Source organism: Paenibacillus sp. FSL R7-0189, assembly GCF_037969925.1.
In the GTDB taxonomy this organism is placed as follows: domain Bacteria; phylum Bacillota; class Bacilli; order Paenibacillales; family Paenibacillaceae; genus Paenibacillus_AQ; species Paenibacillus_AQ odorifer.
In genome coordinates, this window is sequence record NZ_CP150223.1 from 4522719 (window position 1) to 4538167 (window position 15449).

Genomic DNA, 15449 nt, shown 5'->3' on the forward strand with positions numbered 1-15449 from the left:
AAACTACTTGATGGTATAGCCGTTTCTATTTTGTTTAGTGCAACCTTTCCCAGTTTTTAGCGTCAAAACGGATAAGTCCTTTTTCTGGCTGAGACTGATACCGCTCTTTTGAAGGGTGGAATCGGTACATCAACTTGGAGGATTGATCCGTTTTTTCTTTTTTTATAGGATACATATTATTTAGATTTGGGGAGGAATTATGAATTATCGTAAATGGATGTTGGGATTGCTAGTATTAGTATTGTTTCTGCCTTTATGGTCTCCTGGGGCACGTGCGGCAGCTGTGCAGATTACCATTGAACTGGATGGCGAGGCGCTGGCAAGCGATGTGCCGCCGTATATCACAGCTTCGAATGTAACGATGGTGCCAATTAGCGTCATTAGTAAAGGGTTGAGTGCTGGAGTAGTTTGGAATCAAAGCAGTAAGACAGTTACAATCACGCAAGGAGATACAGAGATCAAGCTGACCAGTGGCCAGAAAAGTGCATTAGTTAATAATGCTTCTGTAGCCCTCGACACCTCAGTACAGATTAAGCAGGGACGGGTTATGGTGCCGCTTCGTTTTGTAAGTGAGCAATTGGGGTTACAGGTTATCTGGGATCAGGCTACCAAACATATTTCTTTGTACTCTAATACAGAGCCGCCGCAGGCTGCTGATCCGGAAACGCCAGCAGTACCTACAGCGACTCCAGTCGTTACGCCAACGCCGACCCCAGCCCCTACAGCGACTCCAAAACCGACCTCGCCAACAGTTCCAAGTATCCCTGGTGCGTCGGCTAACAAGGAGATGAAGGGAGCCTGGATCTCTACAGTATTTAATCTGGACTGGCCTTCAGTAGCTTCTGCAGGTAACGAAGCGAAACAAAAACAAGAATTTGATAATCTGCTGGACAAGCTAAAAGCTGTTGGTTTTAATGCTGTTTATGTACAGGTTAGAACCTCAGCAGACAGCCTATACCCTTCTGTTCTAGTTCCTTGGTCTAAGGTGCTGACCGGCACACAAGGAAAAAATCCGGGTTATGACCCGTTGAGCTATATGGTCAGCGCTGCACATTCACGCGGTATGCAGTTCCATGCATGGTTCAACCCATTCCGCGCGACAACGGATGCTTCTACATCCGCATTAGCAAGTAATCATGTGGCTAAGTCAAATCCGGAATGGATTGTAGACGCAGGAGGTAAAAAATACATCAATCCAGGGATCCCAGCAGCCCGCCAGCATATTATCGATTCAGTGTTGGAGGTCGTCAAAGGCTATGATGTAGATGGTGTCCATTTGGATGATTATTTCTATCCTTCAGGTGTATCTTTTGCCGATGATACTGCTTATAAGACTTATAACACGAAGAACCTGTCCTCTAAGGCGGATTGGCGCCGCGATAATATCAATGAATTCGTCCGTCAATTGGGAGAACAGATTCATAAGGTGAAACCGAAGGTTTCTTATGGAATTAGTCCGTTTGGTGTATGGCGTAATATCAAAAAAGACAGCACAGGTTCGGATACCACAGCTGGAGTTACCGCTTATGACGATATGTACGCCGATGTTCGGACATGGATCAAGCAAGGCTGGATTGACTATGTCGCACCGCAAATTTATTGGAGTCTGTCCTTTAGCACTGCCCGCTACGATAAGCTAGTAGATTGGTGGGTTAAAGAGGTAGAGAATACGAATGTTAAGCTCTATATTGGGCAAGCCGCTTATAAGGTTGGAGCAAGTGACCAGAAAGCAGAATGGCAAAGTGGCGACCAAATCATCAACCAGCTTAAATATAATGAGAAATATAAAGAGGTTGCAGGCAGTATTATGTTCAGAGCAAATGACATTGTAGTCCGCAATCCGTTTGGATTATCAAATTTGCTGACCTTTTATTTTCAGTCCAAATAAGATAACTGTTCTAGATAAGGAGTCATGAATGCTCCCCCGTGCTCATAGATAAGCAATAGAATCTATGGGAAACGGGGGATTTTCGTGTATGGAGATTAACGCTGTGTTTGAAGGAGGGGGAGTAAAAGGGATTTCTCTCGCTGGAGCAGTTGAAGCCACAGAAAGGGCGGGGCGAACCTTTAAAAAGGTCGCTGGAACCTCCTCAGGCGCGATTGTAGCGACTTTACTGGCTGCGGGTTATGAAGGTGAGGAAATGAGTCGGATTATCCAAGGAACTTCTTTTTCATCGTTTATGAAGCGAGCTCCCATTTATAATACGGCTTGGGTAGGTCCTGCACTGCGAGTGTTATTGAAGAAGGGATTGTATTCGGGTGAAGCCTTGGAATCGTGGATGAGATCGCTTTTGCTTAAAAAGGGAATTATCACTTTTCGTGATCTGCCTCCAGGCAAACTATCTATAATTGCTTCTGACATTACCAATGGCCGGATATTGGTCTTACCAGATGGGTTGGAACAGTATGGAATCTCTCCTGAACATTTTGAGGTGGCTAAGGCTGTCCGTATGAGCTGCAGTATTCCTTATTTTTTTGATCCAGTGATGCTCAGGTTAAATGGACAGTCCGCTAGAGGGAAGTCTTTTATTGAGCAATTTGTATACGTTGTGGACGGAGGATTATTAAGCAATTTTCCTTTATGGCTATTTGACGGGATGAATGAGAATAGTAAAGTGCCGGGGAAAAGAATCCCTACCGTAGGGTATCAAACAGTAGGTAAAACCGACCCGCAGCCCCACAGGATTAGGGGACCATTCAGTATGCTGCAAGCTATGGTCAGTACCATGCTGTCTGCTCATGATGAGAAATATATTGAAAATGATAAATATGTCCGCACAGTAACCATCCCAACGCTTGGTATCGGCACGACCCAATTTAATATTACGAAGATGCAAAGCGACGAATTGTATGCCGCCGGACTGAAAGCAGGGGAAGACTTCTTTAAGGAATGGCGCCCCCGATAACAAGCAAGCTTCATAATATCAGAAAAAAAGCATCCCGCACGTTATTTTGAAACGTGGGGATGCTTTTTGGTGTTTGTCATAATTTAGTTAATGGTACTTCGGAAGCTGATCATCGTTTTTCCCTTTATTTCCTTCGATGACTTGGAAGGGATAACTTTTGCGTTTGCCTGGTGCTGCTTGTGTTTTGCGAATCCCAGCTACCTTGGTCATGGTTTTCTGCGAAGGTTTGACTTTGATTCTAGATCCATTACTGCTGCGAGCGTATTTCCCTGGTCCCATTTTGTAAGCATAATAGATAATCGCTAACAATACTAAGGGGAGAATCAGCTTCGACAGCGTGTAGAAAGGCTCAGTCAAGACTCCAATCACAAAACCGAATATTGCAAGAATTACTGAAATCCAAAAAATTAAAGCATGCCTGATCATAGGACACTCATCCTTTCGCAGGATCCAATATGCCGCCTGACACACTTGCCTCCGTATATCCTCTGGCTTCAATCTCTGCATCAAGCTCACGCATACGATTGAAAGAGGCGATGGATACTTCTACCTGATCATCCTTTGGTTCTTTGGTAGTGAGCAGCTGCAGCCATAGTCCAGGGTATCCCAAGTATTTGAGACCTGGAATTTCTCTTACTGCGTTGGTACCCTTCAGAACCTCAAACGAAACACCGATTACGACAGGCAACAGAATAATCCGTTGGATCACACGTTCCCAAAGATTATCCCATGGTACTACGGAGTAAATAATAACGCCGAGGATAATCGTCAGCATCATAAAACTGCTTCCGCAGCGGTAATGCAGACGGCTGTATTTCTGAACGTTCTGGACAGTCAGCTCTTCGCCTGCTTCAAAGGCGCTGATGACTTTGTGTTCCGCACCGTGATACTGGAATAGCCGCTTGATCACAGGTGTTTGCGAAATCGCCCATAAATAGACCAGCAAGAGAACCATTTTAATGCCGCCTTCTATGAGGTTGTGCAGTACATAGTTATCAAATGCATTCTTGAATAAAAAATCTTCGACAAATACTGGTACAAGCGTAAAAATGAGCTTTCCGAATAAGAAGGAGAGAATACCCATTACAGCAACGCCAAAAATCATTCCGAGGCTCCAGCCTTCGTCCTTTTTCTTCGGCTTAGCTTTCTCTTTCGCCAGTTCTTCGGGTTCCAATTCATCTTCGGCATAGGATTCAGCCGAATAGTTCAAGTGCTTAGAGCCTTTGGCGCTGGCATCTATAATACTGACAAGGCCGCGAAGCAGCGGAATCTTGCGCAGTTTAGTGACCCAGCTCTTATCGCTTCTTGGCACCTCCAAAAATGTAATCTCCTGATTCTTTCGTCGCACGGCTGTTACATTAATATGCTTGCCGCCGAACATGACGCCTTCAATGACGGCTTGGCCGCCATAGCTGGGAGTTTCCTGGGACAACCAATTCACCTTCCCGTAATTAATATGATTTATATAATACATTGTAACTAATTTTTGAAGACATTACTAGTTGGATCGCCTTTTGCTGCACATACTACCTTATATGGACAAGGAGAGACAAATCGTTATTAAAAATACGGAAAGAGAGGCAATTCTATGAGCAAATCACATCAACAACAATCAGATCATACTAATATTTGGTTTTTTGCGCTCGAATTAGGTTTTTTCGCAGGTTTGATTTGGGGAGGGCTGCACTGGTTAATCTACTGGTTCAGCTTTACCAAGGTTAGTCCTGGTTATTTAGCAGAGCCGTTTTTTAAACATACTTTTCTGACAACAATGTATGGACATCTCGTGGGTTATTTGTTTTTCATTTTATTTTCAGTGATAGCCTCACTGCTATATGTGCTTATTCTGCGCAAGCTGAAGGGACCTTGGCCAGGATTGGTTTATGGTGTTTTGTGGTGGGTAGTTATATTTATTCCCGGCTCGCAAATGTTTCTTATGCAGCCGCCTTTTAAGCTGCCGTGGAACACTGTGATTAGTGAGTTCTGCCTTTTTTTACTTTGGGGGATGTTCATTGGATACACAGCGGCGATTGAGTATACCGACGAACGAAAGCGTGAGCAAGCGACTGCACTTGCCTAACGGCTCGAAAAAACTTCTCAAGGGGATATCCCTATGTTAAAATACAATGTGGCTATTTCGAGAGGAGAATGAAAATGGGTAACGAGCGCGTCTCCAAGCTGCGTAAGGTTTTGCAGGATAAAGGATTGGAAGCAATGTTGATAACCAGCGGTTATAACCGCCGCTATTTAAGTGGATTTACCGGATCGTCCGGTTATGTATTGGTGACAAGCGATGATTGTTATCTGCTAACTGACTTCAGGTACATGACACAGGCTGCGGATCAAGCGGTAGGAGTTAAGGTTGTAGAGCATGGTCCTAAATTTATTGATACAGTACGCGAGTTGCTGCCAACAGGCAGTGAGGTACGTGTTGGTTTCGAACAGGATGATGTCTCATTCAGCGCTTATACCTCATATGCGGAAGCCCTTAAGCCGGCAGTGTTAGTTCCAGTTTCCAAAGCCGTGGAAGACCTCCGTATGTTCAAGGATGCTGAAGAGCTTGCTGTTATGCAACGTGCAGCTGATCTGGCTGATGCTACATTCAATCATATTCTGAATGTGATCAAACCAGGCATGACTGAAAGAGACGTCGATTTGGAAATGGAATTCTATATGCGTACCCACGGGGCAACTGCGTCATCGTTTGATACGATTGTTGCTTCAGGTGAACGTTCGTCCATGCCGCATGGCGTAGCAAGCAGCCGTGTAATTCAAGGTAATGAATTTATTACGCTTGATTTCGGCGCATTACTCGATGGATACTGCTCAGATGTGACTCGTACCATTGCACTCGGAGCTCCAGATCCGAAGCTAAAAGAAATCTATGATATTGTGCTGGAAGCTCAGCTACATACGTTGGCACATATCAAACCGGGTATGACTGGACGGGAATGTGATGCACTGGCACGTGATATCATCGCTAGCTACGGATATGGTGATCAATTTGGACATAGCACGGGTCATGGACTTGGAATGGAAGTTCATGAATGGCCGCGTTTGTCCAAGCTGAGTGACGATATCATGCAGCCGGGAATGGTGGTTACTGTGGAACCAGGTATCTATTTGCCGGGGATTGGCGGAGTACGTATTGAAGACGATATTGTGATCACCGAGAGCGGAATATCGCTGCTGACCCATTCGTCCAAAGAATATACAGTACTGTAAGTAAGAAAAAGTAGTGGTTTAATTATCGAATTCAGGAGGGATTTTTAGTGATTTCAGTAAACGATTTTAAGACAGGCTTGACCGTAGAGGTGGACGGTGATATTTTTACCGTTCTTGATTTCCAGCACGTTAAACCAGGTAAAGGTGCAGCGTTCGTTCGCTCTAAGCTGAAAAACCTGCGCAATGGTAACACTGTAGAGCGTACTTTCCGTGCAGGTGAAACTATTGGCCGTGCTATTATTGAGAACCGTGGCGTGCAATATTTGTATGCAAGCGGATCTGAGCATGCTTTCATGGACAACGAAACCTATGACCAATTCGAATTGTCCAGCAAGCAGCTTGAATGGGAATTGAACTTCCTTAAAGAGAACATGACTGTAAACATCATCAGTTACCAAGGTGAAATCCTTGGGATCAACCTGCCTACCAGCGTAGAGCTGAAGGTTGTTGAAACTGAGCCAGGTGTGAAGGGAAATACAGCTCAAGGTGCTACTAAATCGGCCAAGCTTGAAACAGGTCATTCTGTACAAGTTCCTTTGTTCATCAATGAAGGAGATGTGCTGCTTATTGATACTCGCGAAGGTAAATATATCTCCCGCGCGTAGGAAGCATCATACTTGCTGAACTTATAACCAATCAGCCTCCCCCGTTATTACGGTGGGGGGTTTTTGGTATATAAACGAGGATGCATGAGGAACAGTATAGGTGTGGGATATTATACTTACGAATTAAAGGATTAGAAGGAGGCGCATATGAGAAAATTAATTATATCTCAGTTCATATCCCTTGATGGTGTTATGGAAAATCCACAATGGACCTTCTCATTCGGAAGTGAAGAACAGGAGCATTTCAAATTTGCTGAACTGAAAGCTGCTGACGCTCTAATGTTAGGACGGACAACCTACGAAGGTTTTGCAGAGGCTTGGCCAAATATGGTTGAGCAGACGGGTGAGTACGGTGAAATGATGAATGGATACGCTAAGTACGTAGTCTCCACAACTCTCGAAGAAACAACATGGAGCAATTCAAGCTTGATCAAGGGCGATCTTGTTCAGGAGGTGTCCAAGCTGAAGGAGCAGCCGGGGAGAGATATTCTCGTTTTTGGCAGTCGTACGCTTGCGCAGAGCCTCATGCAGCTTGGCCTTGTCGATGAATATCAGCTTCTGGTCTTCCCGATTCTGCTGGGTAGTGGTCAGCGCCTGTTCGATAACGTTGGTGAAGAGAAGACGTTGGAGCTAGTGGACTCCAAAAGATTCAGCTCTGGAGTGATGGCCCTGACTTATCGACCTGCTTCTCAATAAAAAACTGGAAGACGGGTGAAATGAGGTCAGCTAGTGTCTTGAAGCTGACCTTATCTTTTTGTTAGCTTCTGGAAAATCAATAATTTTTTAATGAAATCATTAACGCATTACGCTATTTTCGTATTATACTGGTTTAAAGCGGGAAACCGATTAGAAGCAACTACATAGACCGATATGGGGAGTGAGTGGGACTTTGTCACTTTATGTTATGAAATTCGGAGGCAGCTCCGTCGGCGACACAGAACGCATGCAACGTGTTGCCAAGCGCATCGCAGACAAGCAGGATGAGGGACATCGCTGCGTTGTAGTTGTATCTGCTATGGGGGATACAACAGATGATTTGATCGATACGGCGAAGCAATTAAACGGGCAGCCGCCTGCACGTGAAATGGATATGCTGATGACAACAGGAGAGCAGATTTCCGTTGCTCTTTTGTCCATAGCTCTTCATGGGATCGGGCGGAATGCAGTATCTTATACAGGATGGCAGGCCGGGTTCCGTACAGACGAAACTCACGGTAGAGCTCGTATCAATGATATTGATCCACACCGTGTAGTAGCGTCTTTGGAACGCGAACAGATCGTTATCGTTGCCGGTTTCCAAGGGATGACTTTGGATGGTGAGATCACTACCCTGGGCCGCGGAGGATCGGACACGACAGCTGTAGCCCTTGCTGCTGCTATTCAAGCAGATGTATGTGAGATTTATACCGACGTTGATGGTATTTATTCTACAGATCCACGCATTGTGAAAACAGCCCGCAAGCTGAACGAAATCTCTTACGATGAGATGCTAGAGCTTGCCAATCTGGGAGCGGCCGTACTACATCCGCGTGCAGTGGAGTATGCTAAGCGTCATCAAGTTAAGCTGGTCGTTAGATCGAGCTTTAATCATAATGAAGGTACTGTTGTGAAGGAGGAAGCAAGCATGGAGCAAGGTGTCGTAGTTAGTGGGATTGCTTATGATAAGAATGTAGCGCGTGTCAGTATTCTAGGAGTACCTGATGTACCGGGTGTACTCGCTCAAGTCTTCGGCAAGCTGGCTGAAGAAGGCGTAAACGTAGATATCATTGTACAAAGTGGTGTGCAGAATGAGCAGGCTGACTTCTCATTTACAGTTTCACTTGATGAACTGGATCGTGCGAAGGAAGTAATTAAAGAAATCCATAAAACTTTACCTTACCGTGAAGTAACGTCCGAGGATAACCTCGTGAAGGTTTCTATTGTTGGCGCGGGTATGGTTAGCCATCCTGGTGTTGCAGCTCAAATGTTTGATGTACTCTCCCAAGAGGGCGTAAGCATTAAGATGGTCAGCACGTCAGAGATTAAGGTTTCTTGTGTAATCGAATCCGGCAATTTGCCATCGATCATTCAGGCGCTTCACACCGCTTATAATCTGGATACAACTGAGCAGGCCTTTGTTGGTGGTCCTAAGGATCGTCGTTAAGAGCCGTTCAATAAATAAAAATGGGAGACCCTACAGCTATTTAGCTACGGGGTCTCCTTTTTGGGCATCAGCTATAAATGAAAAGGAACGCTGCAGGTTTGAATGCAGCGTTCCTTTTTACATCTATATGGGTATTTATCCTAAACGTCTAAATCGGCCTAGAATTTCAACAGTCTCAAGTACATTGACGAAAGAGCTTGGATCCGTCTCAAGGATAGTCTTACGCAGCTCTGACAGCTCATAGCGGGTCGTTACGGTCATCAGCATTGTATTGCCCTCGTGACTGTAACCGCCCTCTGCGTTGACTACTGTGATGCCATGAGGCAGCTCTCTAAGACGATTCAGCATTTTATCCCGTTCCTTGGTAACAATGAAGCAGGTTAGCTTGACATGACGAATATGAATCATATCAACCACTCTGCTTTTCACAAAAATACAGAGCATAGCGTATAAGGCTGAGTCCCAGCTTTTAAAGAAGCCTAAACTCAGAATAACGATCCCATCCATTACGAAGAGTACATTCCCAATAGGAATATCCCGCTTACGTGTAATAATCGAGCCTAATATATCAAATCCTCCAGATGAGCCCCCGGCACGGAGAGAAAATCCAACCCCGCCAGCAATAATTACGCCGCCAAAAATACTAGCCAAAATCGGGTCTTTGGTCACTTTCACCGCAGGAATAATTGTCATGAACCAGGTGGTAGCTAAAACGGAAAGCATGCTTAGTAAGATGTACTTTTTCCCCACTGCAATAAATCCCCAGATCAGAACAGGAAGGTTTATCGCAAAATAAATGATTGAGATGTACTTCGGATTAGTTACATACCCGATGACTGAAGCCACCCCCGCTACCCCGCCGCTTAGCAGTTGATGAGGAATTAGAAATAATCTCATCCCTGCGGCGACTAAAAAAGCTGAAAAAATAATGATTGCCGCTTCTCTTACTGGTCTGACTACGGACCGCATGCTGAGCGGTAGCCCGTAATTTCGAACGTGCATGACACAAATCCCCTCTTTTTCTTATGTCTTTTTAGTTTGCTTTTTTTGAAAATATAAACTCACTATATTTCCAATTAAAAAGGATACCACAGATGAAGGCGTTCGTAAAAATTATTTTATCGTACTGATTATATTTATTTATGAACCCACTCACTATGAATTCTTTCACAGTCTGATCTGTAAATCTGTCATTTCTCATTGTCTAAAGTGAAAAAGCCACGCATATCCATGAATAATAGAAAGCTAAACAAGCCTCAGATGTCTTTTGGTATGAATGAATTAGTAAAAGGAGTGGAGTAGATTGGACAAGTATGTAAGCTGGATGGCGACTCTGCGGTTGTTCTCGGGCAGTGCAGAGATTATAGCTGCGCTGATAATGCTCAGATTAAATCAGGTCGATAAGGCGCTGGCTGTCAATTCTGGACTGGCTTTGGTAGGCCCGACCATATTGATATTGACGACAGCTATTGGCCTGACTGGGATGGCGCAGCAGCTGTCATGGAGCAAATTAGGCTGGGTGGGCTGCGGTGTAGCCTTTCTCTTAATCGGGATTTTGAAAAAATGATAGATGATAGGCATATTAGGCGCGTACAAGCATAAATATGGAATAAAGCAATTAAGTAGAGGACAGCTTGGGGGTACTTTGTATGGCAGATGACTGGCTGCAATTGTTTCCTGAAAAAGTAAGAGCACTGTTAAAGTGCCTTCCCCTTCCGCTGCTAGGAATGGTGGAGGAGATTCGTGTCCGTGAAGGTCGTCCGCTGGAAATTAACTACTCTGGTAAATATCACTTTCTAAGAGTGAATGGCAGTTTGACGCAGAGGCCTGAAGAAGCTTACAAGCCTGATCGGGAAGACACTCATCGACTGCTAGATCTGATCAGCAACCATTCGCTATATACGATGGAAGAAGAGCTGAGAAAAGGATTTATTACGATTCCCGGCGGTCATCGGATAGGACTTGCTGGTCGGACAGTACTGAGTGGTGGAGGTGTAGAACATCTTCGTGATATCACTGGCTTTAATGTCCGTATTGCTCGTGAAGTACCTGGAATCGCAGATGGAGTGCTGCCTTATTTACTGGACAAGGGGCGGCAGCGAATGATGCACACCTTGATTCTCTCCCCTCCACAACATGGCAAGACTACCCTACTCCGCGATCTCGCAAGACAAATCTCCTTAGGGGAATTGGGCAAGCGCGAAGGGAATAGACCGGGGCTGAAGGTGGGAATTGTTGACGAACGGTCTGAAATTGCTGGCAGCCGGCGTGGTGTTCCCGCCTTTGACGTGGGTCCGCGGACAGACGTTCTTGATGGGTGTCCCAAGGCAGAAGGCATGATGATGATGATCCGGTCGCTATCTCCAGATGTATTAATCGCGGATGAGATTGGCCGTCCTGAAGATGCCGAAGCGGTTACCGAGGCACTGCATGCCGGAATATCTGTCATTGCTTCCGCTCACGGAAAAGATGTAACAGAGTTGGCTCGTAGGCCGGGTCTTGGAGGACTGCTGGAACAAAAGATGTTCGAGAGATATGTCATACTCCATCGTTCAGAAGCAGGCCTCACGTTTCGTATTCTGGATGGCCAGAAAAGAGGAATGCTGCTTATCTCTCCCGGGGATCGACTAGGTGGTGATTTGCATGCTTAAGCTGTTCGGTGCTGTGCTCATTGTGGTGGCTGGTACACTTGCAGGTCTCCAGTTTGCTCGTCAATATGCAGACAGGCCCAGACATATCAGAGGTTTAATAGCAGCACTACAGCGGTTGGAAACAGAGATCATGTACGGCTTCACCCCACTGCCGGAAGCCATGCGGCGGATTGGGAATCAGTCTAAGGACCCGCTGAAATCGTTGTTTGTCAAAACAGCGGAGGAGATGAGCCCTCCCTATGACAGAAGCGCCCAGGATGCCATCCAGCGGGCGATGGAAGCATATTGGAAGTCTACCGCTATGAAGGGGACAGAAAAAGAGATTCTTCGCCAGCTCAGCTGTACTCTCGGCACAAGCGATAGGTCGAATCAGAGCACTCATATCGCGTTAGCATTGCAGCAATTGAAGCAGGAGGAGTCGGTGGCCAGAGAGGATCAAGGCAAATATGAAAAGTTAAGTAAAAGCCTGGGTCTGCTGCTTGGAGTACTGATCGTCATTTTGATCTTTTAGCGAGGTGCCAGGAATGAATATTGAAGTCAATGCGATTTTTCAAATTGCCGGCATTGGCATAATTATCGCCATGATACACACGGTGCTCAAACAGATGGGAAAAGAGGATTTCGCACATTGGGTCACCGTGATCGGGTTCGTAGTCGTGCTGTTCATGGTGATTCGTATGCTGGACGGGTTGCTGCAGGAAATAAAAACGATCTTTCTTTTTCAATAGGCGTGCTATGGAGATTATTCAAGTTGTTGGGATTGGGCTGATATCGACCATATTGATTCTCGTACTGAAGGAACAAAAACCGATGTTCGCCTTTCTTCTTGCTACTACAACAGGAATTCTAATTTTTATGTTTCTGATCGGCAAGATCGGAATGATCCTCTCTACACTGGAGCGGGTGGCTGAGTCATCGGGGATGGAAATGATTTATTTGAAGACTGTTTTCAAAATCATCGGCATTTCCTATATCGCGGAGTTCGGTGCACAAATTGTACGAGATGCTGGTCAGGAATCCATTGCTTCCAAAATAGAACTCGCCGGCAAAGTGCTAATTATGGTACTAGCCGTACCCATCATCAGCATCATTATCGAAACCGTCATGAAACTACTGCCTGCTTAAAGCAATCGTAAAGAGAGCTGAGCAACGAATCGGGAGGAGAAATTATGCAAGAGCGCAGTGTTTTCCGTCCTCCAAAACTAAAAATAATACTGCTGCTGCTTCCATTCTTTTTCATTCTATGGTTTGCAGGTACAGCTCAGAGTGTGCAAGCTTCCTCAACACCAGAATCCGGCAGTTCTTCCCCGGTAGACCAGTGGGTCAAGAGCCAGGTGAATAATTTGCCAAAAGATAAAGTGGAGTCGTATTGGGATCAGCTGATGAAGGATTATGGTGGTTTTTTCCCGGACGGGGCCACACCTACGCTAATGGACATGCTGCTTCCAGGAGATAAGGGGCTCAGCTTGAAGGGTGTGTTATCTGGGCTTCTAGGCTTTATGTGGCATGAGGTGCTGTACAACGGAAAGCTGCTCGTGACGATTGTGATGATCAGTGTGCTCAGCATGATTCTGGAGACGCTGCAAACCGCTTTTGAGCGAAAAACGGTCAGTAAGGTCGCTTATACGCTCTGTTATATGGTGGTGCTGGTAATTGCTGTGAACAGCTTCAATATCGCTATTGGTTATGCAAAGGACGCTATCGACCGGATGATCGATTTCATGATGGCGATGATTCCACTGCTGTTCGCGCTGCTGGCTTCGATGGGGAATATCGTTACGGTCTCCGTCACCCATCCGTTAATTGTTTTTATGATTCATACGGTTGGCACCATGATCCACACCCTTGTTTTTCCGCTTCTGTTCTTCTCGGCTGTGCTGCATCTGGTCAGCGCATTGTCGGAGAAATATAAACTAACCCAGCTGGCTAACCTGCTGCGAAACATCGGTGCTGGACTGTTAGGTGTACTGCTAACTGTGTTTCTAGGTGTAATTTCCGTTCGAGGGATAACAAGCTCAGTAACGGATGGGGTCACCATTCGGGCCGCTAAATATATTACAGGGAATTTTGTTCCGGTCATCGGCAAAATGTTCGCGGATGCCACAGACACAGTAATCTCAGCTTCACTGCTGGTGAAGAATGCGATCGGCTTATCGGGTGTCATTATCATATTGTTCCTGTGTGCTTTTCCGGCAATCAAAATCCTGGTGCTTGCCCTTATCTACAACATAGCCGCCGCTGTGATGCAGCCGCTGGGAGAGACACCGATTGTGGTCTGTCTCCAGACGATTGGAAAAAGCATGGTGTACGTATTCGCTGCTTTGGCTGCTGTTTCCTTAATGTTTTTTATGGCGGTTACGATCATGCTGACTGCGGGCAACTTGACCGTAATGATGAGGTGAAGCAACAAAACCTTTAGGAGGGAAACCATGAGCTGGTTGGGCGATTGGCTGCGGGAGATCATCCTGGTTGTGCTGTTGGCGTCATTTGTTGAATTGCTGCTCCCAAGCAAATCCATGGAGCGTTATGCAAGATTGGTGCTAAGTCTCCTAATCCTGCTCACGATGCTCAGCCCTATCGTCTCTCTCCTGAAAGGTGATGCAATCTCCGAACTGAGTGTCGCTATGGGACAGCAAGAGAAAGAAGGCGGTTTGTTCACTGGCGGAGGGAAGGGAGACCCATCCTTGGAACAGATTCTGGCAGATGGGCAAAAGCTTGCACAAGGCCGTCAGGAACAGAGTCTGCAGCTCGCTGCCGAAGAGGTGGCGGGTCAGATGAAAGAGCAGATTATCAGCGAAACCGGCAAACGCGGGGTTAATGTCACCGTAACGCTGGGCATGGAGAAGTCTGGCGGCACCGGTAACGAAGACGTCCCTGTCATTTCTAATGTAAGGGTCTCTATGCCTCAGACAACGGCTAACTCCCCGGATACTTCCGGAGCTTCCAGCCCAGCGACTACAGCACCCATTACAATCTCTCCTGTAGCACCTGTAGAAGTTAAAATTGGCGCTAATCCGGGAGATAACGTAGAGAGTGAAGCGACATCATCAGCTGAACCTAATAAAGCAGTGAACGGAATTGTAGCTGAAGACAGCGCGTCCTCGAGTGAAATGGAGTCCATTGTAAAGCTGCTGGAGCTGAAGTGGGATTTGGATCCCAAAGTCATTCAGGTGGATGGCAGCGTGGCTAGTAACGTCAAATCATGAGCTTGCAGTTTCTAAATAACTATAATTTTTAGGAGGGATGGGAGTGGGCAATTGGCTGAAAAAGCTTGAGCAGTGGGCTGGGGGTGGGGCCGGCAGTCCAAAGAGAAGCCATACCTTTCGCTGGCTGATCATTCTGGGTCTGCTGGGCGCAGCGATCATGCTATTCAATTCCTTCGTCAATGTGAAGAGGATTGATAACGAGAATACAGGGCGTGAGCCGCCGCTGAATCAGTCCTCTCAAACGGCGCTGGTGCAGAGTGATCCAACCACAACAACCAATTCGTTCGACAGCATCGAACTAGCGATGGAGAACCGGATGAAGGAGATTTTGGAGAAAATCGTTGGCGTCGGTACGGTCGATATCATGGTTACAGTGGAGTCTACAGAAGAAATTGTCGTGGTTCGTAATATGAATGACTCCCAGCAGCTTAGTGAAGAGACGGATGCCAGTGGGGGGAAACGTCATACGACACAATATACGAGGGATGGCGAAATCGTAACCTACTCGCAATCAGGGGACGAAACACCCATTGTGACGAAGCGGATTAAACCTCAGGTACGCGGCGTACTGGTAGTTGCCAAAGGGGCAGAGAACAAGGTTGTTCGTGGACTCGTCGAGCAGGCTATAGAAAAAGGCTTGAACGTCCCGATCCAGCGCATTTCAGTAGTACCACGCAAACAAGAGTAGCAGGAGAAAGTCAATAAGTGAGTGC

General features: G+C 46.1%; 18 protein-coding genes. 15 read left to right on the top strand and 3 right to left on the bottom strand.

Annotated features, from left to right (window positions below; translation table 11 throughout):
• The first annotated feature begins 199 nt into the window (after positions 1-199).
• Complete coding sequence (locus tag MKY63_RS19570) at positions 200-1888, top strand: family 10 glycosylhydrolase (RefSeq protein WP_036682877.1); 1689 nt, start codon at positions 200-202, stop codon at positions 1886-1888.
• An 88-nt stretch (positions 1889-1976) separates the two neighbouring features.
• Complete coding sequence (locus MKY63_RS19575) at positions 1977-2906, top strand: patatin-like phospholipase family protein (protein WP_036682875.1); 930 nt, start codon at positions 1977-1979, stop codon at positions 2904-2906.
• Between the two features lie 87 nt (positions 2907-2993).
• Here MKY63_RS19575 and MKY63_RS19580 read toward each other — a convergent pair whose 3' ends face one another.
• Positions 2994-3332 carry a hypothetical protein gene (locus tag MKY63_RS19580; RefSeq protein WP_036682871.1) on the bottom strand — a complete coding sequence of 113 codons (339 nt, stop codon included), beginning with the start codon at positions 3330-3332 and terminating at the stop codon, positions 2994-2996.
• Positions 3333-3339: 7 nt separating this feature from the next.
• Positions 3340-4338 (bottom strand): DUF1385 domain-containing protein, encoded by a 999-nt coding sequence (locus MKY63_RS19585; protein ID WP_036682868.1) that lies wholly within the window; start codon positions 4336-4338, stop codon positions 3340-3342.
• A 156-nt stretch (positions 4339-4494) separates the two neighbouring features.
• On the opposite strand from MKY63_RS19585, the gene MKY63_RS19590 reads away from it, so the two are divergent.
• The 5 genes from MKY63_RS19590 to MKY63_RS19610 all read left to right on the top strand — a co-directional run bounded on the left by MKY63_RS19590 (position 4495) and on the right by MKY63_RS19610 (position 8879).
• On the top strand, positions 4495-4986 hold the full coding sequence (locus MKY63_RS19590) for a YqhR family membrane protein (RefSeq protein ID WP_036682865.1): 492 nt from the start codon (positions 4495-4497) through the stop codon (positions 4984-4986).
• Between the two features lie 74 nt (positions 4987-5060).
• Positions 5061-6131 (top strand): Xaa-Pro peptidase family protein, encoded by a 1071-nt coding sequence (locus MKY63_RS19595; protein WP_036682862.1) that lies wholly within the window; start codon positions 5061-5063, stop codon positions 6129-6131.
• Between the two features lie 47 nt (positions 6132-6178).
• The gene (gene efp / locus MKY63_RS19600) at positions 6179-6736 is read left to right on the top strand and encodes an elongation factor P (protein ID WP_038572538.1); all 558 of its coding nucleotides are present in this window, start codon (positions 6179-6181) and stop codon (positions 6734-6736) included.
• Positions 6737-6883: 147 nt separating this feature from the next.
• Positions 6884-7432 (top strand): dihydrofolate reductase family protein, encoded by a 549-nt coding sequence (locus MKY63_RS19605; RefSeq protein ID WP_036682857.1) that lies wholly within the window; start codon positions 6884-6886, stop codon positions 7430-7432.
• 193 nt (positions 7433-7625) lie between these two features.
• Positions 7626-8879, top strand: coding sequence for an aspartate kinase (locus MKY63_RS19610; RefSeq protein ID WP_036682855.1), 1254 nt, complete (start codon positions 7626-7628; stop codon positions 8877-8879).
• 135 nt (positions 8880-9014) lie between these two features.
• On the opposite strand, the gene MKY63_RS19615 is transcribed toward MKY63_RS19610, so the two are convergent.
• Positions 9015-9881 carry a YitT family protein gene (locus MKY63_RS19615; protein ID WP_081382367.1) on the bottom strand — a complete coding sequence of 289 codons (867 nt, stop codon included), beginning with the start codon at positions 9879-9881 and terminating at the stop codon, positions 9015-9017.
• A 322-nt stretch (positions 9882-10203) separates the two neighbouring features.
• On the opposite strand from MKY63_RS19615, the gene MKY63_RS19620 reads away from it, so the two are divergent.
• The 8 genes from MKY63_RS19620 to spoIIIAG all read left to right on the top strand — a co-directional run bounded on the left by MKY63_RS19620 (position 10204) and on the right by spoIIIAG (position 15424).
• Positions 10204-10446 carry a YqhV family protein gene (locus tag MKY63_RS19620; RefSeq protein WP_036683194.1) on the top strand — a complete coding sequence of 81 codons (243 nt, stop codon included), beginning with the start codon at positions 10204-10206 and terminating at the stop codon, positions 10444-10446.
• 82 nt (positions 10447-10528) lie between these two features.
• On the top strand, positions 10529-11530 hold the full coding sequence (gene spoIIIAA / locus MKY63_RS19625; RefSeq protein WP_038572536.1) for a stage III sporulation protein AA: 1002 nt from the start codon (positions 10529-10531) through the stop codon (positions 11528-11530).
• Positions 11523-12041, top strand: a complete 519-nt coding sequence (gene spoIIIAB, locus MKY63_RS19630) for a stage III sporulation protein SpoIIIAB (protein WP_036682851.1) — start codon at positions 11523-11525, stop codon at positions 12039-12041. Before spoIIIAA ends, spoIIIAB begins: the two co-directional genes overlap by 8 nt.
• Positions 12042-12054: 13 nt before the next feature.
• Positions 12055-12258 carry a stage III sporulation protein AC gene (gene spoIIIAC / locus MKY63_RS19635; protein WP_036682849.1) on the top strand — a complete coding sequence of 68 codons (204 nt, stop codon included), beginning with the start codon at positions 12055-12057 and terminating at the stop codon, positions 12256-12258.
• A gap of 7 nt (positions 12259-12265) precedes the next feature.
• Complete coding sequence (spoIIIAD, locus tag MKY63_RS19640; RefSeq protein WP_036682847.1) at positions 12266-12655, top strand: stage III sporulation protein AD; 390 nt, start codon at positions 12266-12268, stop codon at positions 12653-12655.
• 44 nt (positions 12656-12699) lie between these two features.
• Positions 12700-13932, top strand: coding sequence for a stage III sporulation protein AE (gene spoIIIAE, locus MKY63_RS19645; protein WP_036682845.1), 1233 nt, complete (start codon positions 12700-12702; stop codon positions 13930-13932).
• Positions 13933-13959: 27 nt separating this feature from the next.
• Entirely contained in the window at positions 13960-14736 is a 777-nt protein-coding gene (gene spoIIIAF / locus MKY63_RS19650; protein ID WP_076214487.1) for a stage III sporulation protein AF, read from the top strand.
• Between the two features lie 43 nt (positions 14737-14779).
• Positions 14780-15424 carry a stage III sporulation protein AG gene (spoIIIAG, locus tag MKY63_RS19655; RefSeq protein WP_036682839.1) on the top strand — a complete coding sequence of 215 codons (645 nt, stop codon included), beginning with the start codon at positions 14780-14782 and terminating at the stop codon, positions 15422-15424.
• The last annotated feature ends 25 nt before the right edge of the window (positions 15425-15449 follow it).

What these genes read in the sequence shown, in the direction of transcription:
- MKY63_RS19570 (WP_036682877.1), top strand. Translation starts at nt 200, where the DNA reads ATGAATTATCGTAAATGGATGTTGGGATTGCTAGTATTAGTATTGTTT.
- MKY63_RS19575 (WP_036682875.1), top strand. Translation starts at nt 1,977, where the DNA reads ATGGAGATTAACGCTGTGTTTGAAGGAGGGGGAGTAAAAGGGATTTCT.
- MKY63_RS19580 (WP_036682871.1), bottom strand. Translation starts at nt 3,332, where the DNA reads ATGATCAGGCATGCTTTAATTTTTTGGATTTCAGTAATTCTTGCAATA.
- MKY63_RS19590 (WP_036682865.1), top strand. Translation starts at nt 4,495, where the DNA reads ATGAGCAAATCACATCAACAACAATCAGATCATACTAATATTTGGTTT.
- MKY63_RS19595 (WP_036682862.1), top strand. Translation starts at nt 5,061, where the DNA reads ATGGGTAACGAGCGCGTCTCCAAGCTGCGTAAGGTTTTGCAGGATAAA.
- MKY63_RS19605 (WP_036682857.1), top strand. Translation starts at nt 6,884, where the DNA reads ATGAGAAAATTAATTATATCTCAGTTCATATCCCTTGATGGTGTTATG.
- MKY63_RS19615 (WP_081382367.1), bottom strand. Translation starts at nt 9,881, where the DNA reads ATGCACGTTCGAAATTACGGGCTACCGCTCAGCATGCGGTCCGTAGTC.
- MKY63_RS19620 (WP_036683194.1), top strand. Translation starts at nt 10,204, where the DNA reads ATGGCGACTCTGCGGTTGTTCTCGGGCAGTGCAGAGATTATAGCTGCG.
- spoIIIAA (WP_038572536.1), top strand. Translation starts at nt 10,529, where the DNA reads ATGGCAGATGACTGGCTGCAATTGTTTCCTGAAAAAGTAAGAGCACTG.
- spoIIIAB (WP_036682851.1), top strand. Translation starts at nt 11,523, where the DNA reads ATGCTTAAGCTGTTCGGTGCTGTGCTCATTGTGGTGGCTGGTACACTT.
- spoIIIAC (WP_036682849.1), top strand. Translation starts at nt 12,055, where the DNA reads ATGAATATTGAAGTCAATGCGATTTTTCAAATTGCCGGCATTGGCATA.
- spoIIIAD (WP_036682847.1), top strand. Translation starts at nt 12,266, where the DNA reads ATGGAGATTATTCAAGTTGTTGGGATTGGGCTGATATCGACCATATTG.
- spoIIIAE (WP_036682845.1), top strand. Translation starts at nt 12,700, where the DNA reads ATGCAAGAGCGCAGTGTTTTCCGTCCTCCAAAACTAAAAATAATACTG.
- spoIIIAF (WP_076214487.1), top strand. Translation starts at nt 13,960, where the DNA reads ATGAGCTGGTTGGGCGATTGGCTGCGGGAGATCATCCTGGTTGTGCTG.